This is a genomic window from Exiguobacterium undae DSM 14481, from assembly GCF_000620805.1.
Lineage (GTDB): Bacteria > Bacillota > Bacilli > Exiguobacteriales > Exiguobacteriaceae > Exiguobacterium_A > Exiguobacterium_A undae.
The window spans coordinates 2,699,996-2,720,739 of sequence record NZ_KK211187.1 but is presented as its reverse complement, the minus strand read 5'-3'; the positions used below and the strand labels follow the sequence as shown (position 1 = coordinate 2,720,739).

The 20,744-nt window shown below is 48.1% G+C and carries 11 protein-coding genes, 3 rRNA genes and 3 riboswitches; all 14 genes read left to right on the top strand.

Annotation, left to right across the window (positions count from 1 at the left end; translation table 11 throughout):
• The first annotated feature begins 239 nt into the window (after positions 1 to 239).
• The 14 genes from P397_RS0114785 to purB all read left to right on the top strand — a co-directional run bounded on the left by P397_RS0114785 (position 240) and on the right by purB (position 20,716).
• Positions 240 to 1,196, top strand: coding sequence for an AAA family ATPase (locus P397_RS0114785; RefSeq protein ID WP_028107000.1), 957 nt, complete (start codon positions 240 to 242; stop codon positions 1,194 to 1,196).
• Positions 1,193 to 2,275: a DUF58 domain-containing protein gene (locus tag P397_RS0114780; RefSeq protein ID WP_026833980.1), complete on the top strand. Its 1,083-nt coding sequence runs from the start codon at positions 1,193 to 1,195 to the stop codon at positions 2,273 to 2,275. Before P397_RS0114785 ends, P397_RS0114780 begins: the two co-directional genes overlap by 4 nt.
• Positions 2,272 to 4,344: a transglutaminaseTgpA domain-containing protein gene (locus P397_RS0114775; RefSeq protein ID WP_028106999.1), complete on the top strand. Its 2,073-nt coding sequence runs from the start codon at positions 2,272 to 2,274 to the stop codon at positions 4,342 to 4,344. Before P397_RS0114780 ends, P397_RS0114775 begins: the two co-directional genes overlap by 4 nt.
• A 37-nt stretch (positions 4,345 to 4,381) precedes the next feature.
• Positions 4,382 to 4,483: riboswitch (purine riboswitch) on the top strand.
• Between the two features lie 129 nt (positions 4,484 to 4,612).
• Positions 4,613 to 6,133, top strand: a complete 1,521-nt coding sequence (gene guaA, locus P397_RS0114770) for a glutamine-hydrolyzing GMP synthase (protein WP_035387773.1) — start codon at positions 4,613 to 4,615, stop codon at positions 6,131 to 6,133.
• Positions 6,134 to 6,723: 590 nt separating this feature from the next.
• The gene (locus tag P397_RS0114760) at positions 6,724 to 9,222 is read left to right on the top strand and encodes a DEAD/DEAH box helicase family protein (protein WP_028106998.1); all 2,499 of its coding nucleotides are present in this window, start codon (positions 6,724 to 6,726) and stop codon (positions 9,220 to 9,222) included.
• A 212-nt stretch (positions 9,223 to 9,434) separates the two neighbouring features.
• A riboswitch (purine riboswitch) is annotated at positions 9,435 to 9,536 on the top strand.
• Positions 9,537 to 9,670: 134 nt separating this feature from the next.
• Positions 9,671 to 10,975, top strand: a complete 1,305-nt coding sequence (locus P397_RS0114755) for an NCS2 family permease (protein WP_026833976.1) — start codon at positions 9,671 to 9,673, stop codon at positions 10,973 to 10,975.
• A 92-nt stretch (positions 10,976 to 11,067) separates the two neighbouring features.
• On the top strand, positions 11,068 to 11,979 hold the full coding sequence (locus P397_RS0114750) for a proline dehydrogenase family protein (RefSeq protein WP_035414260.1): 912 nt from the start codon (positions 11,068 to 11,070) through the stop codon (positions 11,977 to 11,979).
• Positions 11,980 to 12,305: 326 nt separating this feature from the next.
• Positions 12,306 to 13,867: ribosomal RNA gene (locus tag P397_RS0114745) — 16S ribosomal RNA — on the top strand.
• 166 nt (positions 13,868 to 14,033) lie between these two features.
• Positions 14,034 to 16,948 (top strand): 23S ribosomal RNA (locus tag P397_RS0114740).
• Between the two features lie 48 nt (positions 16,949 to 16,996).
• Positions 16,997 to 17,112, top strand: a 5S ribosomal RNA gene (gene rrf / locus P397_RS0114735).
• Together the 16S, 23S and 5S rRNA genes form the textbook arrangement of a ribosomal RNA operon.
• A gap of 98 nt (positions 17,113 to 17,210) precedes the next feature.
• A complete protein-coding gene (locus tag P397_RS0114730) occupies positions 17,211 to 17,417 on the top strand; it encodes an NETI motif-containing protein (protein ID WP_026833974.1) in 207 nt (68 codons plus the stop codon).
• A gap of 224 nt (positions 17,418 to 17,641) precedes the next feature.
• Positions 17,642 to 17,743, top strand: a riboswitch (purine riboswitch).
• A gap of 89 nt (positions 17,744 to 17,832) precedes the next feature.
• Positions 17,833 to 18,324, top strand: a complete 492-nt coding sequence (gene purE / locus P397_RS0114725; protein ID WP_026833973.1) for a 5-(carboxyamino)imidazole ribonucleotide mutase — start codon at positions 17,833 to 17,835, stop codon at positions 18,322 to 18,324.
• On the top strand, positions 18,321 to 19,424 hold the full coding sequence (gene purK / locus P397_RS0114720; RefSeq protein ID WP_028106996.1) for a 5-(carboxyamino)imidazole ribonucleotide synthase: 1,104 nt from the start codon (positions 18,321 to 18,323) through the stop codon (positions 19,422 to 19,424). Before purE ends, purK begins: the two co-directional genes overlap by 4 nt.
• Positions 19,421 to 20,716, top strand: a complete 1,296-nt coding sequence (gene purB, locus P397_RS0114715; RefSeq protein WP_028106995.1) for an adenylosuccinate lyase — start codon at positions 19,421 to 19,423, stop codon at positions 20,714 to 20,716. Before purK ends, purB begins: the two co-directional genes overlap by 4 nt.
• The last annotated feature ends 28 nt before the right edge of the window (positions 20,717 to 20,744 follow it).

Here is a 20,744-nt window from a genome sequence, read left to right as displayed (position 1 = left end):
GACTTGACGAAGGCAACATGACAATAGACACGGATTGATACGTGTTTTACGTGCAGATTGCACGGCTCAAGAACGGTTTACGAGATGTGATCGTTCCTGAAAGCAGGAAGGGGGAGTCGCGAACAGCGACCCCCCTTTTGTGCGTATTGAGGTACCCGTATTCCTTTAAAAGAAACAGCGGATATGAGATGATATAAAAAGTCAGAAAATTCAACTACTAAATAGCAAGGGGCCAGACAATGCGAACATATACAAAGGAGATTCAAGCGATCATCGACAACGTAGAAAAAGTAATCATCGGTAAAGAAAATGTGATTACGCAATCCTTAGCAGCATTACTTGCCGGAGGGCACGTGTTACTGGAAGACGTACCGGGTGTCGGGAAAACGATGCTTGTTCGGGCGTTCAGCCGTTCGATTGGTTTGACGTTCAAACGGGTTCAATTTACACCCGATCTGTTGCCGTCCGATTTGACGGGCGTATCCATGTATAATCAAAAAACGAGTCAGTTTGAATACCGGCCGGGTCCTTTGATGGGAAACATTGTCCTGGCGGATGAAATCAACCGAACATCACCGAAAACGCAATCGGCGTTACTGGAAGGGATGGCGGAAGCGAATGTGACGGTCGATGGAGAGATTCATACGCTTCCAAATCCCTTTTTTGTCATGGCAACGCAAAATCCGATTGAACATGAAGGAACGTATCCACTCCCGGAAGCCCAACTCGACCGGTTTTTAATCAAGGTCAAAATGGGGTATCCGGATTTCCAGCAGGAGATGAAACTGTTGACGCGGTTTGAGCGGGACGAGCCGATCGAGACACTTGAATCGGTCATCACCCGCGACGAGTTGTTGCGGATGAAGGAGGAAGTGAAGGCCGTTCATGTCTCGCAACCGGTCAAAAAATATATCGTTCAACTGGTCCAGGCGACACGCAGTCATGCGTCACTTTATCTCGGCGCCAGTCCGCGTTCCTCGATTGCGTTGATGAAGGTCGCGCAAGCCTGGGCCTATATGGAAGGACGGACCTTTGTCCTGCCGGATGACGTCAAACATTTGTTGACACCGGTGCTCTCACACCGTCTGATTTTGACGGCAGATGCCAGGTACCATGGACAGACCGCCGAACGCATTTTGGAACAGGTGAAAAAGGAAGTTGCCGTGCCGATCCAGCAAGACGTGGAGTCTTTATGACACGATGGCAAATCGGCTGGCGTTATGCCGTCTTGCTGATCACGGTTACGGCACTCTGGGTCTACGCCCGGATTGACGGCGGAAACGTCGCGTCCCTGTTGTTGTACGTCATGGCAGGATTGACGATCTATTGGACGCTGTTTTTAATTTGGCCAGTCACGCAAGCGATTGCGACGCGTGAGGTGTCGAACAAGATGTTGATTGCCGGAACGGATATTCCGGTCTCTCTGAAAGTCCGGCGGAAGTTTCCGTTTCTTGTCGGCGCTGTCGAAGTGACGGAAGTTGTACCGGAGGAACTGAGTGAAGAAGAACTAAATATCCGGCATCCGTTACGGGCACATTACCGGAAGGTCGAACACATCGACTACATGATTCCGTCGATTCGGCGGGGACTCTATCAGATTCCCGGTTGTATGCTTGAAATTCGCGATCCGTTCGGTTTGTTCATGCGTAAAAAACTCTATCCCGTCGAAACGTATCTGGCGGTGGAACCTGCCCGCTTGGCCGTGCAACTGCCGCATGAGGACGATCGTGGGGATGGAGGGATCTCACCGGTCTCGCTTGATCTCCGGCAGTCGTCCTTCACGGTCGTCGGTGTCCGGGAATACGTCAGCGGGGACCGGATGAATCAGATTGACTGGAAAGCAACCGCAAAGCGGCAAGGCTTGATGACCAAAACGTTTGAACGGGAACAGGAACGCGAGACGACGATTGTGTTTGATGAAGGGACGGTGAGCGACGATGACTTCGAACGAAGCATCTCGATGCTCGCTGCAGCGACGGATCAACTGAACAAACGTCATTTGAATTACCGGATCCATCTCGTCGGACATGGTGTCCAGTCGTTGTCGTTGCCGCTTGAAGGCGCGAAGCTGACCCATTATTTAATGACGGCGCAACCGAGTCGGACCCGCTCGTTCATCGAGTCGTGGGAGTACTCTTCTAAAGCGTTACGACTGAACGGAAACGTCCTGTTCATCACACCGGACCTCGAATCCAACAATGAGTTGTGGATTTCAAAAGTCCGACAGGAAGCGACGGTTCATGTCTATACACCCGAGAGGAGGGAAACCCGATGATACGACGACTGATTTGGAATTTACTCGCAGGACTCCTGTTTGCGAGCTTCATGCCGCCGTTACTTGAGTTGACGACGTTCGAGAGTGTCGTTCCCTTCCTGCCGCTGTTATTGACACCGCTGTTGTTGTCACATCTGCGGCGCAGTTGGTTTTTACTGGGCAGTCTGTTCGCGCTGCTCATGTCGTTTTATTTCATTTTGATCCCGGGTGAAGCGCCATGGAATCTGTTCCGGGAAATCGCAGGGGACGTCAATCGGGTCATCAACGGAGAGCTTCCGGGACGCCCTGCATTTGCCTTCTCGATTGGACTGATCAGCTTTTTGATCGGCTACCTGGCGCGCCGGACGTTTCCGAATCGCGGGTTCGTCTTTGGTCTCGCGCTTGGTGTAATCGGCTTTATTGCCTATTGCGACACGTGGACGGACTATTCGGGTGAACAGTTCATTATCTATCCGATAGTCTTGGCGCTGCTGTTGCTCTATGCAACGGAAGTCAGCGAACGGCCAAAGGCGTCGTATGTCCGACCGATGAGTGCGTTGTTGATCATTGGAGCGACACTGGTCGCAGCCGTTCAAAGCCCGGTCATCACGGCGACCTGGCAGGACAGTTGGTACGACTGGACCGATGGATTTGAGAGTGAAGGGACGTCGTCCAGCCAAATCCAGAAAGTCGGCTACGGCAACAACGATGAACAGTTGGGCGGTCCGTTTCAGATGGACGACCGGGAAGTCTTCCAGGTCGAGAGTGAAGGGAGCCGCTACTGGCGGGTTGAGACCAAAGACATCTATACCGGAAAAGGATGGGTGTTGTCGGAATCCGAGCCGGAAATTGATTCCCGGGGATTTTTCTCGCACTTTGGCGATGACGTCGAAACACGACAGGAACGGGCGACCTTTGAACTGTCGCGCGAACTGCCATTTGTTCCGTACAACGGGGACAACGTCCGTTTGAGTGTAGACGAGCAACGGCAAAACCTGTTGATTGATCCGGAAAATCAAAAGATTTCTTATCTCGACGATGCCGAACGGCAACAAAATTATCAGATTCAATACACGTATCCGTTATTCACGGAAGAACTGCTCCAGACGGACGAGCCGATTTCATTGTCCGCGATGGAACAAGACCGTTACTTGCAATTACCGGATAACCTGCCGGACCGGGTCCGTGATCTTGCGACAGAGATTGTCGCGGATGAGGACAGTCCGTGGGATAAAGCAAAAGCGATTGAAAATTATTTCGAACAGGAAAACTTCGAATACAATACGGAAGAAGTCGCCGTCCCGGAAGAAAATCAAGATTACGTCGACCAATTCTTATTCGAGACGAAACTCGGCTACTGTGACAACTTCTCGACGTCAGCAGCTGTTCTGTTACGGGCGGCCGGTCTTCCGGCACGCTGGGTGAAAGGGTTCACGGGAGGCGATTCCGATGTCATCGGGTCAGCCGTGACGAGTTACACCGTCCGGAATAAAAACGCCCATTCCTGGGTCGAAGTCTATATTGAAGGGCCGGGCTGGGTACCGCTTGAGCCGACCGTCAGTTTTGACGGGGCCGGACAGTATACGATCAATCAGGAAACGGACAATGAAACCGAGCAGGCGAATCCGCAGCGCGATACGGAAACCGATACGGAAACCGCGACACCGGAACGTCCGCAGGAAAATCTGTTGGACGAAGAACAGACAACGACAACGACACAAAACGATCAACAATCGATTCCGGTTTGGCCGATTGTCGGTCTGGTGGTTGGAGGGCTGTTCCTCTATCTCTTCCGCAAAGCGTTGATGCGGACAGCGGCGATTTTATTCTTCCGCAACCAAGTGAATCGTCCGGAAGGATACCGACGGATGTACCGTTACTTGTTACGCCGTCTCGATAAAAAAGGCTTCCACTACAAGGACGGACGAACGCTTGCCGAACTTGCACACGAGGTCGACGGTTACTACGAGACCTATGCGATGCGTCCGTTGACCGATGCCTATGAACGGATGGTCTACGGAGGGGAATCGTTATCCGCTGACAAAAAACGTGAATATTTCGAAAATATCATTCGGCGGATAGAGGGTTGATATTTTCGAATTGATACAGTTACAATGGGAACAACGTAAATCATACATGCATCTCCTTTGTATATACTCGCGAATATGGCGTGAGAGTCTCTACCGGGTCACCTTAAACGACCTGACTATGAAGGAGCAGACCCTTCGTATACACTTTTTGTGAAGCGGCCTGCTCTTTTTCCATTTTATCTATGGGGGAAGAGTGGGCTTTTTTCATCGGGGTACGCATGAAATTGGAAAGGCGGGAATAGATTTGGAAGCACATTTGGACCAAGAAATGATCCTCGTCCTCGACTTTGGAGGTCAGTACAATCAATTGATCACACGCCGCATCCGTGATCTCGGAGTTTACAGTGAACTGCATTCGCATAAGATCACTGCAGCGGAAGTAAAAGACATCGCACCAGCCGGTATCATCTTCTCCGGTGGACCACGGAGTGTCTACGCAGAAGACGCGTACCGCTGTGATCCAGAAATCTTTGACCTCGGCATTCCGATTTTCGGAATTTGTTACGGTATGCAATTGATGTCGCAACACTTTGGTGGAACGGTCGAACGTGCCGGACACCGCGAGTACGGAAAAGCGACGTTGACACTCAACGATCCATCACCGATGTATGCGAACCTGCCGCTCGAACAGACGGTTTGGATGAGCCACAGTGACCTCGTCACGTCGGTACCAAACGGTTTCGTCGTCGATGGAACAAACGTCTCGTGCCCAATTGCTTCAATCAAGAACGAAGAACTGAAAATGTATGGTGTCCAGTATCATCCGGAAGTGAACCACACGATGTTCGGCAAAGAACTCTTGAAGAACTTCCTGTTTGAAGTCTGTCAGTGTACAGGCGACTGGTCGATGGAGAACTTCATCGAAATCGAAATCGCGAAGATCAAAGAAGAAGTCGGCGACAAAAAAGTCCTTTGTGCGCTTTCAGGCGGCGTCGATTCTTCTGTTGTCGCGGCACTCATTCACGCTGCAATCGGTGACCAATTGACATGTATGTTCGTCGATCACGGTCTCTTGCGTAAAGGGGAAGCCGAAAGTGTCATGAAGACATTTGCGGACCACTTCCACATGAACGTCATCAAGATTGACGCGCAGGACCGTTTCCTGAACAAGTTAAAAGGCGTTTCGGATCCGGAAGAAAAACGGAAAATCATCGGGAACGAATTCGTGTATGTCTTCGATGAAGAAGCGTCGAAGTTAACGGATATGGACTTCCTTGCCCAAGGAACGCTTTATACGGATATCATCGAAAGTGGAACCGATACGGCCCAAACGATCAAATCACACCACAACGTTGGTGGATTACCGGAAGACATGCAGTTCAAGTTGATTGAGCCGATCAACACGTTGTTCAAGGACGAAGTCCGCGAACTCGGAAAAGAACTTGGATTGTCGGACGAAATCGTCTGGCGTCAACCGTTCCCGGGACCAGGTCTCGGAATTCGTGTCCTCGGTGAAATCACAGACGAGAAACTCGAAATCGTCCGGGAATCCGATTTCATCCTCCGCGATGAAATCAAAAAAGCCGGTCTCGAACGCGAGATCTGGCAGTACTTCACGGTCTTGCCACCACTTCGTTCAGTGGGTGTCATGGGTGACGAGCGGACATACGACTATGCAGTCGGAATCCGTGCTGTCACGTCGATTGACGGCATGACGTCGGACTGGGCACGCATCCCGTGGGACGTGCTCGAGAAGATTTCGGTTCGGATCGTCAACGAAGTTCAGAACGTTAACCGCGTCCTGTACGATGTGACGTCGAAACCACCTTCAACGATTGAGTGGGAATAAGAACTAGACTTGATGAGGGGATTCGTCTCATGAAGCCTGTCCTACCAACGTGTTAAAGGGGACAGGTGAAAGGAAGACCGTGTCACCTTCAACAACTTTATTTCAAAATGAAGCTCTCTTTTGTTCACATGATTTGTGAATGGAAGGGGGCTTTTTTTGTGAACAAAATCATGGAACTGTTAGACGATTTTAAACTGACTCAATAAATTCAAGGGAGGAGACCACGATATATCGAGATGTGCATCTGGCGATTGATGAGGTGGAAGGACTTTATGCAAGAAAATTTAGGGTTGGAAGATTGTGTGAGATAAAATAATTATCTGATTGGACTGAATGAATTAAAGAGAAAGAAGTTGATTTTGTAAAAATCAGCGATACGTTTGATATATCGAAATCAATTGGAAAGCGATATCCGGTATGTTATCTGTTTTTGCTGAAACTGTTGATATACAGTTTCCTTATCAATGGTTTAATTTTAAGAGGAAATATGTTTTAAAAAAAGGAAAATAATTAGTGTTGAAATAACAATTTTTTTACAAAAAGAGTATTATAGAATTGAAAGCTTTGAAAATAAGGAGATGATTGAGAAAATGTTAAACTTTGAAAAGTTATTAAACGATGCGTTAAATTCGTCAGTTACTAATCCGATTGAGATATTTGACCTATTACCTAATAAAAACGAAAAGTATAAAGCTTTACTTAGGCATCCTCAGGTCGAAGTACTAGAGGAGTGGTACGATACCAGTTTTAATGAAGATAATACAATTATTAAAATGAATACTGGTAGTGGTAAAACTCTAATAGGACTACTTATTTTAAAATCATATTTAAATGACGGCAAAGGTCCTGCTGTATATATTGTTCCAGACAATTACTTGATTGAACAAATTTTTAGAGAGGCTAATGACTTGGGTATCAAGGTTACAAAAGATCCTAATGATACGGACTTTGAAACGGGAGAAGCTATATTAGTAATCAATATACATAAAATTATTAATGGTAGATCTGTTTTCGGGATAAATGAAATGAGAAAACACATCGGATGTTTAGTAGTAGATGATGCACATGCATGTATGAAAATTGCAAAATCACAATTTGCAATTTCTATACCTCATAGTAATTCATTATACAATTCGATTTTTGAAATATTTAGAGATACGATTAAGCACCAAAGTGAAAGTAGATTACTAGAATTGGAAGATAAAGATAGAGGAGTTCAACAATTAATACCATTTTGGGACTGGCAAGAAAAAATTGCTGATATTACAAAACTTCTTCATTCTCAACGTGAAGATAATAGTGAAAATAATTCAAGTTTGTTTTACAATTGGGCATTAATAAAAGATAATTTAAGTTTATCAGATTGTATTATTTCTTCAGAAGAGATAGTGATTAACGTAGATTTTTTGCCAATCGAAGTAATTCCCAGCTTTAATGAGTGTCCTCGAAGAATTTTTATGAGTGCAACAATCGAAGATGATACTGTATTAGTGTCTCATTTCAATATCGAAAGTACGAGTGTAGAGGCAGCGATAACACCTAAGAAGGCAAATGATATTGGAGAGCGGCTTATTGTTATTCCGCAAGAAATCAATCCTGAAATCACTGACAACGAGTTAAAAGGTTATTTCAAAAGTTTATCAGCTAATAAAAATGTTGTGGTATTAGTACCTTCTGAATATAGATCAAGATTTTGGAATGACGTTGCTGATGTCATAGTTAAAGAGCAACGCGAGTTGATTCGAACTACCCAAAGACTAAAGGATAGACATGTCGGGTTAGTTGTTTTGATCAATAGATACGATGGTATCGACTTGCCTAGAAATGCTTGCGAAGTACTTGTGTTGGATGGTCTGCCAGACGCAAGAGGCTTATTTGGGAAGTTTGAAGAAGTAGCTCTAAGTGGAAGCCGTCAAAGCTTAATTGATAAAGTTCAAAGAATAGAACAGGGCATGGGGCGTGGTGTACGTTCTAAAGAAGACTATTGTGTGGTCTTTTTAATGGGGAATTCTCTTGTAAAAGCTTTATATGCACCTGATGCAAAAAATGCTTTTACAGAAGCGACTAGAAAACAACTAGAACTTTCAAGAATGATCAACAAAGAAATTGAAAACGGAGAATTGGAAGAAATAGATGCAACTATTAAGTATTGCTTAAACAGAGATCCAGAATGGGTTACTTTGCATAATGCTACGATATTAAAAGTCAAGTATAACCCCAAACTGACTTTTGCCAACGACACTCTTGAACAGAAAAAAGCATTCGATTTAGCTAAGAATAGAAATTATCAAAAATCTTCGCAAATTATTCAAGAATTAGTAAATAAGACTAGCGGAAAAACGAAAGGTTATCTCAAATACAAGTTGGCTAGATATACTAATTTTTATAATAATGTAGCTGCGCAGGAAATGGTAATAAACTCTAAGAATTTAAACAGCGCTTTACCTTACCCTATAAGCGGAATCGCTTATAGTAAGGTTCAATTTATCAACGCTTCTCAAGTAGACAGAATTATTAATTTCAATACTAGCTCCTACTCGAGTACTAATGAGTATGTATTGGGTTTTAAAGCGGTTGTGGAAAAATTGCAATTTGTCAATTACTCTGCGAATAATTTTGAACAAGCTATAAAAGACTTGGGTGATCATTTAGGATTTATTTCACAAAGACCTGAAAATGAATTTAACAAAGGTCCAGATAATTTATGGGCAACTGGAGAAAATTCAGCTTTTATTATTGAGTGTAAAAACGAGGCTACAACATCAAGTATTTCTAAAAAATACTGTAATCAATTAAATGGTTCTCTAGTTTGGTTTGAAAGTCATTATCCTTTAATCTCTAAGAAAATACCAATTATGATACATCCGTATAATCGTTTCGAGTACGCGGCAACACCTCATGCAACTACAAGAATTATTACAAAAGAAAAACTAGAAGAGTTAAGAGGAAATTTAGGAGCGTTTATTACTCAAGTAGCATCTTGTTCTTATGATAAGCCAACGGTTGCTGGATTACTAAAAAGCTTTTATTTTGAACACGATTCATTTATAGAAAAATATACTGTTGAATTCGAAGCTGGATCAAAGTAACTTTGTAACTGACAAATATCTAAAGGCATACAGATAAGTTGTGATTAAAACAAAACAACCGCGAGAAGAAAAACTCGGGAAAAGTCAGTTAGTCTAAAAAAACGCTTCCAAAACCGAACGTTCGGATTATTTGAACGACTAAATTTCGTTTTTATGGTTGACCGGTGATTTAGAGCGTGCTACGATGTGTCTGTTCTTATTTTAATCATCCACTAAAAAACAAAAAATAATGCCGTATAATTCTGGGGATATGGCCCGGAAGTCTCTACAGGAACACCTTAAAGGTTCCTACTACGGCGTGCACTGATTCTGGTGTGCGCTTAACGAAACGGCTTTTACCGCTTAGGTAACTGCCGTTTTTTTCGTTTCTTGAGACGGCTTATTTGGAAAGAGGGCAACCATGAGCACACAGTTGAAACAGCAGCAACCTAAACCAAAGGAGAACGCGATCGCGCGGTACTTCGATTTTAATGGACTCGGTACGAATATGCGGACAGAGTTCATCGCCGGTATGACGACCTTCTTCGCAATGGCGTACATCTTGTTCGTCAATCCGAACACGCTTGCCGAAGCGGGAATGGATGCCGGAGCGGTCTTCGGCGCAACCGCACTCGTTGCAATCATCGGTTCGGTCACGATGGGCTTACTCGCCAACTATCCGATTGCCTTGGCGCCCGGCATGGGACTCAACGCGTTCTTCGCTTACAGCGTCGTCATCGGGATGGGCATTCCGTGGGAGACCGCTTTATCCGGTGTCCTGGTATCCGGTCTTGTCTTCATGGTGTTAACAGCGTCTGGTATCCGCGAAACGATCATCAATGCGATTCCTGAACCGCTTAAAATGGCAGTTGCTGCCGGAATCGGTTTATTCATTGCTTTCATCGGTTTAAAAACAGGCGGTATCGTTGTTGCCAACGAAGCCACGCTCGTCTCACTCGGTAACCTTGGTCAAGGAACGACATTACTTGCCGTCTTCGGTTTAGTGGTTTCGGCCATCTTAATGACACGTGGTGTCAAAGGTGCGATTTTCTTCGGAATGATTTTGACGGCAATCGCCGGTATGATCTTTGGTCTGATTCCGGTTCCATCAAGTCTTGGTGAGATTGTCTCAGCACCACCAAGCATCGCGCCGACATTCGGTCAAGCGTTCTTACACTTCAACGAAATTTTCACGGTTCAAATGGCGATTGTCATCCTGACGTTCTTCTTCGTTGATTTCTTTGATACAGCAGGTACACTGGTTGCCGTCGCGAACCAAGCAGGATTGATTAAAGAAAATAAAGTCCCACGTGCCGGTCGTGCCTTGATCGCTGACTCGACAGCAACAGTTGCGGGTTCAATCCTCGGAACATCGACGACAGTCTCGTACATTGAATCAAGTGCAGGTGTCGCAGCGGGTGGTCGTTCAGGAATGACGGCGATCGTTACAGGGTTATTTTTCGGACTTGCCTTGTTCTTCTCGCCATTACTTGCCGTCATCACGGCACCGGTCACAGCGCCGGCCTTGATCATCGTCGGTGTACTGATGGCTTCGTCCCTTCTCCAGATTGACTGGAAGAAGTTCGAATATGCGGTTCCGGCTTTCTTGACGGTCATCATGATGCCGCTCACGTACTCGATCGCAACCGGGATCGCTTTTGGATTCTTGTTCTATCCGATCACGATGATCGCAAAGGGACGCGGAAAAGAAGTCCATCCGATCATGTATGTGATGTCGCTTGGATTCCTCGCGTACTTCATCTGGTTACACTAATTCTTTCAGTTTGTAATGACGTCTTTCTTCTATATAGAAGAAAGGCGTTTTTTTTATACATGAGGGAAAGGGGACTAAGAGGAGGTGTTTCCATGATTGAAAAGATTACAGGTCCCGTCTTTGAATACTTGGCGGAGGACGAACGGTTGATTCAGGTGGCGCGTAAAGTCGGTTTACCTTTAGGTGGAACGTTTTTTGTCGGTGGACAACGGACGGAAGAAACCATTGACACAGTTCGAACGTTTAATGAAGATGGACGGGCGGTAACGGTCGATTGTTTGGGTGAATTCATTGAATCGGAACGCGATGCAGCAGCGATCGCTGATGAATGCATTAAAGTCATCCATCGAATTTCAGAGGAGGGACTGAATGCTCAAGTCTCGCTGAAACTCACATCCGTCGGATTACGACTCGATCCGCGGATCGCGGTTACACAAATGACCCGAATTTTAGAAACGGCAGAACAGTTTGGGATGCGTGTGACAGTTAATATGGAAGAAGAGGCTGTTTGTGAGACGATCATCCAAGTCTTTGAACAGTTGCGACAGCGGTTCGCAAATGTCGGGATTGCCTTGCAAGCCAATTTATACCGGACACGTTTTGATCTCGAACGCTTGCAATCCACCGTTCGTGTCGTCAAGGGGGCATATACCGGTCCGGAAGATATTTATATTGAACGAAAAGAAACTGTGGACGCGACCTATTTACAACTGGTTAAACACAACCTGTTACAAGGATGTTATACGCAGGTGGCGACACATGACGAAGACATGATCCAAGAAATCATTCGGTTCGTGCATCAACAAGGGATTGGATTCGATCAATTCGAGTTCCAGATGCTGCAAGGAATGCGGCCGAATCGTCAAAAGGAATTAGTCGATGAGGGATACCGTGTCGTCATCTATGTGCCGCATGGTGTCGATTGGTATACGTATCTGATGAAACGTTTGGCAGAACGACCGGCAAACATTGTCTTTACCGCAATCAGCATGTTAAGACTTTAAAGGCTTTACAAAGGGTTTTTGAATCCTTTGTAAAGTTTTTTTGAAATAATGCTTGTGTTTGTCGAATTTTGTTGTTATATTAATAAATGTTCCAGCGAGACGCCTTTTATAAACGGTTTGTTGGGGCTGAAAAATCTTTTCTAAAACATGGTTGACATAATCGAAAGAACCTGTTAATCTATTAAAGTCGCTAACACGACGCAAAAGAAATGACGAACTTTGAAAACTGAACGATGAGGCAAAAAACGTATCTTCGGATACAAACAATGAATGAAGCGCAAGCTTCGTCAACGTGACTTCGGTCACACAACGAGCAAGTCAAACACTTTATGGAGAGTTTGATCCTGGCTCAGGACGAACGCTGGCGGCGTGCCTAATACATGCAAGTCGAGCGCAGGAAGCTCACGGAACTCTTCGGAGGGAAGTGAAGGGAATGAGCGGCGGACGGGTGAGTAACACGTAAGGAACCTGCCCCAAGGATTGGGATAACTCCGAGAAATCGGAGCTAATACCGAATAGTTCTTCAGACCGCATGGTCTGATGATGAAAGGCGCTTCGGCGTCACCTTGGGATGGCCTTGCGGTGCATTAGCTAGTTGGTGGGGTAATGGCCCACCAAGGCGACGATGCATAGCCGACCTGAGAGGGTGATCGGCCACACTGGGACTGAGACACGGCCCAGACTCCTACGGGAGGCAGCAGTAGGGAATCTTCCACAATGGACGAAAGTCTGATGGAGCAACGCCGCGTGAGTGATGAAGGTTTTCGGATCGTAAAACTCTGTTGTAAGGGAAGAACAGGTATGAGAGGTAATGCTCATGCTATGACGGTACCTTGCGAGAAAGCCACGGCTAACTACGTGCCAGCAGCCGCGGTAATACGTAGGTGGCAAGCGTTGTCCGGAATTATTGGGCGTAAAGCGCGCGCAGGCGGCCTTTTAAGTCTGATGTGAAAGCCCCCGGCTCAACCGGGGAGGGTCATTGGAAACTGGAAGGCTTGAGTACAGAAGAGAAGAGTGGAATTCCATGTGTAGCGGTGAAATGCGTAGAGATGTGGAGGAACACCAGTGGCGAAGGCGACTCTTTGGTCTGTAACTGACGCTGAGGCGCGAAAGCGTGGGGAGCAAACAGGATTAGATACCCTGGTAGTCCACGCCGTAAACGATGAGTGCTAGGTGTTGGGGGGTTTCCGCCCCTCAGTGCTGAAGCTAACGCATTAAGCACTCCGCCTGGGGAGTACGGCCGCAAGGCTGAAACTCAAAGGAATTGACGGGGACCCGCACAAGCGGTGGAGCATGTGGTTTAATTCGAAGCAACGCGAAGAACCTTACCAACTCTTGACATCCCCTTGACCGCTTGAGAGATCAAGTTTTCCCTTCGGGGACAAGGGTGACAGGTGGTGCATGGTTGTCGTCAGCTCGTGTCGTGAGATGTTGGGTTAAGTCCCGCAACGAGCGCAACCCCTATCCTTAGTTGCCAGCATTTAGTTGGGCACTCTAGGGAGACTGCCGGTGACAAACCGGAGGAAGGTGGGGATGACGTCAAATCATCATGCCCCTTATGAGTTGGGCTACACACGTGCTACAATGGACGGTACAAAGGGCAGCGAGACCGCGAGGTGGAGCCAATCCCAGAAAGCCGTTCCCAGTTCGGATTGCAGGCTGCAACTCGCCTGCATGAAGTCGGAATCGCTAGTAATCGCAGGTCAGCATACTGCGGTGAATACGTTCCCGGGTCTTGTACACACCGCCCGTCACACCACGAGAGTTTGCAACACCCGAAGCCGGTGAGGTAACCGCAAGGAGCCAGCCGTCGAAGGTGGGGTAGATGATTGGGGTGAAGTCGTAACAAGGTAGCCGTATCGGAAGGTGCGGCTGGATCACCTCCTTTCTAAGGAAAACGTCCCTTACGGGACATGCCCATCGTTCAGTTTTGAGAGCTCGTCTCTCAGTCTCGATAGAGACACTCGCACCTTGAAAACTGAAGACATCAACAAGACATCAAACTTTTTATAACCATGTCATTAGACGTGTGTTCTTAGAATACCAAAATGCTAGATCAAGGTATGAAGGGCGTACGGTGGATGCCTTGGCACTAGGAGCCGATGAAGGACGCGACGAACAGCGATATGCTTCGGGGAGCAGTAAGTATGCTTTGATCCGAGGATTTCCGAATGGGGGAACCCACCATCCGTAATGGGATGGGACATGTTACATGAATACATAGTGTAATGTGAGGCAGACCCGGGGAACTGAAACATCTAAGTACCCGGAGGAAGAGAAAGCAAATGCGATTCCCTGAGTAGCGGCGAGCGAAACGGGAACAGCCCAAACCGGAGAGCATGCTCTCCGGGGTTGTAGGACACTCTATACGGAGTCAAAAAGGAAGACAGTAGGTGAACGACCTGGAAAGGTCGGCCGAAGAAGGTGACAGCCCTGTAGCTGAAACTGTTTTCCCTCCAGAGTGGATCCTGAGTACGGCGGGACACGTGAAACCCCGTCGGAATCCGGGAGGACCATCTCCCAAGGCTAAATACTCCCTAGTGACCGATAGTGAACCAGTACCGTGAGGGAAAGGTGAAAAGCACCCCGGAAGGGGAGTGAAATAGATCCTGAAACCGTATGCCTACAAGTAGTCAGAGCCCGTTAATGGGTGATGGCGTGCCTTTTGTAGAATGAACCGGCGAGTTACGATAGCGCGCGAGGTTAAGCTGATGAGGCGGAGCCGTAGCGAAAGCGAGTCTGAATAGGGCGCCATAGTGCGTTGTCGTAGACCCGAAACCAGGTGATCTACCCATGTCCAGGATGAAGGTCAGGTAACACTGACTGGAGGTCCGAACCCACGCACGTTGAAAAGTGCGGGGATGAGGTGTGGGTAGCGGTGAAATGCCAATCGAACCTGGAGATAGCTGGTTCTCCCCGAAATAGCTTTAGGGCTAGCCTCGAGGTTGAGAGTTCCGGAGGTAGAGCACTGATTGGACTAGGGGCCCCCACAGGGTTACCGAATTCAGTTAAACTCCGAATGCCGGCAACTTATACTCGGGAGTCAGACTGCGAGTGATAAGATCCGTAGTCAAGAGGGAAACAGCCCAGACCGCCAGCTAAGGTCCCAAAGTGTATGTTAAGTGGAAAAGGATGTGGCGCTGCCTAGACAGCTAGGATGTTGGCTTAGAAGCAGCCACCATTCAAAGAGTGCGTAATAGCTCACTAGTCGAGTGGCGCCGCGCCGAAAATGTAACGGGGCTAAACATACCACCGAAGCTGCGGATTCCGTAAGGAATGGTAGGGGAGCGTTCCAAACCGCTGTGAAGCTGTACCGTAAGGAGCAGTGGAGCGTTTGGAAGTGAGAATGCCGGTGTGAGTAGCGAAAAGAGGGGTGAGAATCCCCTCCGTCGAAAGCCCAAGGTTTCCTGAGGAAGGCTCGTCCGCTCAGGGTTAGTCTGGACCTAAGCCGAGGCCGAAAGGCGTAGGCGATGGATAACAGGTTGATATTCCTGTACCACCGATCCACCGTTTGAACAATGGGGGGACGCAGGAGGATAGTGACGCATGCGGATGGAAGTGCATGTGTAAGTTTCGAGACCGTCTGATTGGCAAATCCGTCAGGCATCAAAGTCGAGGAACGATGCGGAGTCCCGTAGGGACGAAGGTCACGATTTCACACTGCCAAGAAAAGCCTCTAGTGAGGTGGAAGGTGCCAGTACCGTAAACCGACACAGGTAGGCGGGATGAGAATTCTAAGACGCGCGGGATAACTCTCGTTAAGGAACTCGGCAAAATGGTCCCGTAACTTCGGGAGAAGGGACGCTCTACATGAGTAGAGCCGCAGTGAATAGGCCCAAACGACTGTTTAGCAAAAACACAGGTCTCTGCTAAATCGCAAGATGACGTATAGGGGCTGACGCCTGCCCGGTGCTGGAAGGTTAAGGGGATGGGTTAGCGCAAGCGAAGCTTTGAACCGAAGCCCCAGTAAACGGCGGCCGTAACTATAACGGTCCTAAGGTAGCGAAATTCCTTGTCGGGTAAGTTCCGACCCGCACGAAAGGCGTAACGATTTGGGCACTGTCTCAACGAGAGACCCGGTGAAATCATAGTACCTGTGAAGATGCAGGTTACCCGCGACAGGACGGAAAGACCCCATGGAGCTTTACTACAGCCTGATATTGAGGCTTTGTGCATGATGTACAGGATAGGCGGGAGACGTCGAGACCGGAGCGCCAGCTTCGGAGGAGTCACCCTTGGGATACCGCCCTTCATGCATAGAGTCTCTAACTCGCAGCCGTCATCCGGCTGGAGGACCGTGTCAGGCGGGTAGTTTGACTGGGGCGGTCGCCTCCTAAACAGTAACGGAGGCGCCCAAAGGTTCCCTCAGAATGGTTGGAAATCATTCGTAGAGCGCAAAGGCAGAAGGGAGCTTGACTGCGAGACCTACAAGTCGAGCAGGGACGAAAGTCGGGCTTAGTGATCCGGTGGTTCCGCATGGAAGGGCCATCGCTCAACGGATAAAAGCTACCCTGGGGATAACAGGCTGATCTCCCCCAAGAGTCCACATCGACGGGGAGGTTTGGCACCTCGATGTCGGCTCATCGCATCCTGGGGCTGGAGTAGGTCCCAAGGGTTGGGCTGTTCGCCCATTAAAGCGGTACGCGAGCTGGGTTCAGAACGTCGTGAGACAGTTCGGTCCCTATCCGTCGTGGGCGCAGGAAATTTGAGGAGAGCTGTCCTTAGTACGAGAGGACCGGGATGGACGCACCGCTGGTGTACCAGTTGTTCCGCCAGGAGCATCGCTGGGTAGCTACGTGCGGACGGGATAAATGCTGAAAGCATCTAAGCATGAAGCCCCCTCCAAGATGAGATTTCCCTTTGAGTAATCAAGAAAGACCCCTCAGAGACGATGAGGTAGATAGGTCACGGGTGGAAGCATGGCGACATGCGGAGCTGAGTGATACTAATCGGTCGAGGCCTTGTTCTAGCAGATGATCTTGTTGATGACTTCAGTTTTGAGGGCGCGAGCCCGTCGTCTGGTGACGATAGCCAAGTGGTCACACCCGTTCCCATGCCGAACACGGAAGTTAAGCACTTGAACGCCGAAAGTAGTTGGGGGCTTCCCCCTGTGAGGATAGGACGTTGCCAGGCAAACGGTGGTTCTGGAGCATACGCTCAAGGGCCGCCGCTTTTTTATGGACTTTTTTTGGTTTTTTTCCTATATATAATAAGGAAGGAATGTGAGACTCATGGCAAAAAAACAAAAAATGCGCGTTGCCGTAGAAGAAAATGAAACGATCAGCGAGTGCATTGATCGGATTGATGCCATGGGTTATCGTCCGACCGTTCGACGGGAAGAACCGATTTTTGGACTTGATGCCAACGGAGAACCGTACCCTATCCGACAACAAATTATCTTTGACTGTAAGCCGAAACTCGAATCTGAGAACGCATGAATCGAATTGTTTTTTCGCGAAGACCATCCTTTCTTTTATGAGAGGGTGGTCTTTTTTAGTAGTTTTTCTTTCTGTCAGGTTGACAGCAGTTTAAATTTCCGAATGGAAAACCAACCAAATGGGAGAAATTAAGTATAAAACCGAACGATGAATTTTCAGATAATTAAATTGTTCGCCTTTGGTTGACGAATCGAGTTCAGTCTTGTTAAGATGAAGGCGTGATAGGAAGATTGAATATAACACCTCGTATAATAGCAGGGATATGGCTTGCAAGTTTCTACCCGACGACCCTAAATCGTTGGACTATGGGGTATATGGATGTTCGTCGATCGTTTTTTGGCGTACCTTTTTATACCCTAAGCCACCCTTTTAGACGTGGTTTGGGCTTTTTTTATGCAAAAAGGAGGAGACGAAGATGAGTAAGGTGGAAATCGGAGTCATCATGGGCAGTCAATCGGATTGGGTGACCATGCAGAAAACGTGTGATGTACTGGATCAATTGGACATTGCATACGAAAAGAAAGTGGTCTCCGCACACCGGACACCGGACTTAATGTTTCGTTATGCGGAATCCGCTCGGGAACGAGGATTAAAAGTCATCATTGCCGGTGCAGGTGGGGCAGCCCACCTTCCAGGAATGGTGGCAGCGAAGACAACGCTCCCCGTGATTGGTGTCCCGATTCAGAGCAAAGCACTCCAAGGCATCGATTCCTTACTCTCGATCGTTCAGATGCCAGGTGGTGTTCCGGTCGCGACCGTTGCGATTGGAGACGCTGGAGCGAAAAATGCCGGTTTGCTTGCAGCTCAGATTCTTGCGACCGTCGATGAACGGATTGCCCGGGCTTTAGATCATATGCGGGTCGAACTGGAAGGGGATGTCATCGCTTCGGAGGTGCATCTGACATGACACGAATTGGAATCTTAGGCGGAGGACAATTAGGGCGGATGATGGCTTTATCTGCACGCCAAATGGGATATTCGCTTATCACGCTGGATCCGACGGAGAATGCACCGTGTGCGCAAGTTGCCGATCAACAGATTCAGGCACCGTTCACGGATGTCGAGGCAGCAAAACGACTGGCTGACGCCTCGGATGTCGTAACGTATGAGTTTGAAAACATCTCACACGAAGTAGCGGAAGCCATCGGTGGTAAATTGATCCACGGCACCGAACTTCTGTTTCGGACACAACACCGGATTCGTGAGAAGGAACTGATGGAACAGCTCGGTTACCAGGTGGCACCATACCAGGCAGTTCAGACGACCGATGATCTTCTCGAAGCAAAACGGCAGTTAGGTCTTCCCTTCGTCTTAAAAACAGCCCGGTTTGGTTATGACGGCAAAGGGCAGACGGTCATTCGAACAGAACTGGATCTAGAAACGGCCGTCGCCCGTTTTGAACCGACAGCATACGTCGCCGAAAAGTGGTTGCCGTTTGACCAAGAGATTTCCGTCATCGTCACGCGAAGCGAGCGGGAAACAAAAGTCTTCCCGGTCAGTGAAAATATCCATCAAGACAACATCCTGCATCTGTCGATCGTTCCCGCCCGCATCTCAAGCGACTTGGAGCACCAAGCGATTGACCTGGCGACGCGTCTCGCGAACGATGTCGATTTGATCGGCACACTGGCAATCGAACTGTTCGTCGTCGGTTCCGAACTGATCGTCAACGAACTGGCGCCGCGTCCGCACAACTCGGGTCATTATTCGATTGATGCGTGCGAGACGTCACAGTTTGAGCAACACATACGAGCCATCTGCGGACTGCCGCTTGGCGATACCCGCTTGACGACACCGGTCGTCATGGCGAACATCCTAGGTCAACATATCACAGCATTAGACGAGGCATTACCGATGTTATCCTCACGGACGAAAGTCCATTTATACGGAAAGCAGGACGCAAAACAGGGGCGGAAGATGGGGCATCTGAACATCTTGGCTGATTCGGTCGAAGAAGCGTTGGCCGAAGTTGCGCGCCTGCAGATATGGAAGGAGACGGTTAGATGATCGAACGCTATACACGTCCTGAAATGAAAGCGATCTGGACAGAACAGAACAAATTCGAAGCCTGGTTGAAAGTTGAGATTTTAGCATGTGAAGCCTGGAGTGAGCTTGGTGTGATTCCAAAAGAAGACGTCCAGTTGCTGTGGGAAAAAGCTTCCTTTGATGTCAATCGGATCAATGAAATCGAGCAAGAGACACGACACGACGTCATCGCCTTCACACGTGCCGTATCAGAGACACTGGGCGAAGAACGCAAATGGGTTCATTACGGACTGACGTCAACGGACGTCGTTGATACGGCGTTATCGTATCTGTTGAAACAAGCCAATGATATCTTGGCGGCCGATCTTGATCGTTTCATTGAAATCTTGAAGGTCAAAGCCAACGAACATAAGTATACGGTCATGATGGGACGTACGCACGGCGTACACGCTGAGCCGACGACGTTTGGTCTGAAGCTGGCCCTTTGGTACGAAGAAATGAAACGCAATAAAGTCCGGTTCGAGGCAGCACGGGAAACAGTCGAATACGGCAAGATGTCGGGGGCGGTCGGAACGTTTGCGAACATCGACCCGTTCATCGAAAAATATGTCTGTGAGAAGCTTGGCACGAAACCGGCACCGGTCTCGACGCAAACCCTGCAACGTGATCGTCATGCCCATTACATGTCGACGATTGCCTTAATCGCGACATCGATTGAAAAGATGGCGACGGAAATTCGTGGTCTTCAAAAAACGGAGACCCGTGAAGTCGAAGAATTCTTCGCTAAAGGTCAAAAGGGATCATCGGCGATGCCGCACAAACGGAATCCGATCGGTTCGGAGAACATGACGGGTCTTGCCCGTGTCATCCGCGGCCATATGGTGACAGCGTACGAAAATGTCTCACTGTGGCATGAACGGGATATCTCCCATTCGTCTGCGGAACGGATCATTTTGCCGGATGCGACGGGATTACTCAACTATATGTTGAACCGGTTCGGTAACATCATCAAAAATCTGACGGTGTTCCCGGAAAACATGAAACGCAACATGGACCGGACGTTTGGTGTCATCTTCTCCGGTCACGTCTTACTCGCTTTGATCGAAAAAGGCTGGTCACGTGAAGCGGCCTACGATTTCGTTCAACCGCGGGCGATGCAGGCATGGGAAGAACAAATCATGTTCCGCGATGTCTTATGGCAGGAAGCGGACATTCAACAACTCTTTACAGAAGAAGAACTCGATGCTTGTTTTGATCCAACGTATCATACGAGCCGAGTCGATGAAATCTTTGAACGGTGTGGCTTGAACTAATCAACCTGGGACGGGAGCTCAGCTCCCG

Coding starts and splice junctions, on each gene's coding strand:
- purK (WP_028106996.1), top strand. CDS start 18,321: ATGACACGAATTGGAATCTTAGGCGGAGGACAATTAGGGCGGATGATG.
- P397_RS0114730 (WP_026833974.1), top strand. CDS start 17,211: ATGGCAAAAAAACAAAAAATGCGCGTTGCCGTAGAAGAAAATGAAACG.
- P397_RS0114750 (WP_035414260.1), top strand. CDS start 11,068: ATGATTGAAAAGATTACAGGTCCCGTCTTTGAATACTTGGCGGAGGAC.
- purE (WP_026833973.1), top strand. CDS start 17,833: ATGAGTAAGGTGGAAATCGGAGTCATCATGGGCAGTCAATCGGATTGG.
- P397_RS0114775 (WP_028106999.1), top strand. CDS start 2,272: ATGATACGACGACTGATTTGGAATTTACTCGCAGGACTCCTGTTTGCG.
- P397_RS0114785 (WP_028107000.1), top strand. CDS start 240: ATGCGAACATATACAAAGGAGATTCAAGCGATCATCGACAACGTAGAA.
- P397_RS0114760 (WP_028106998.1), top strand. CDS start 6,724: ATGTTAAACTTTGAAAAGTTATTAAACGATGCGTTAAATTCGTCAGTT.
- guaA (WP_035387773.1), top strand. CDS start 4,613: ATGATCCTCGTCCTCGACTTTGGAGGTCAGTACAATCAATTGATCACA.
- P397_RS0114780 (WP_026833980.1), top strand. CDS start 1,193: ATGACACGATGGCAAATCGGCTGGCGTTATGCCGTCTTGCTGATCACG.
- purB (WP_028106995.1), top strand. CDS start 19,421: ATGATCGAACGCTATACACGTCCTGAAATGAAAGCGATCTGGACAGAA.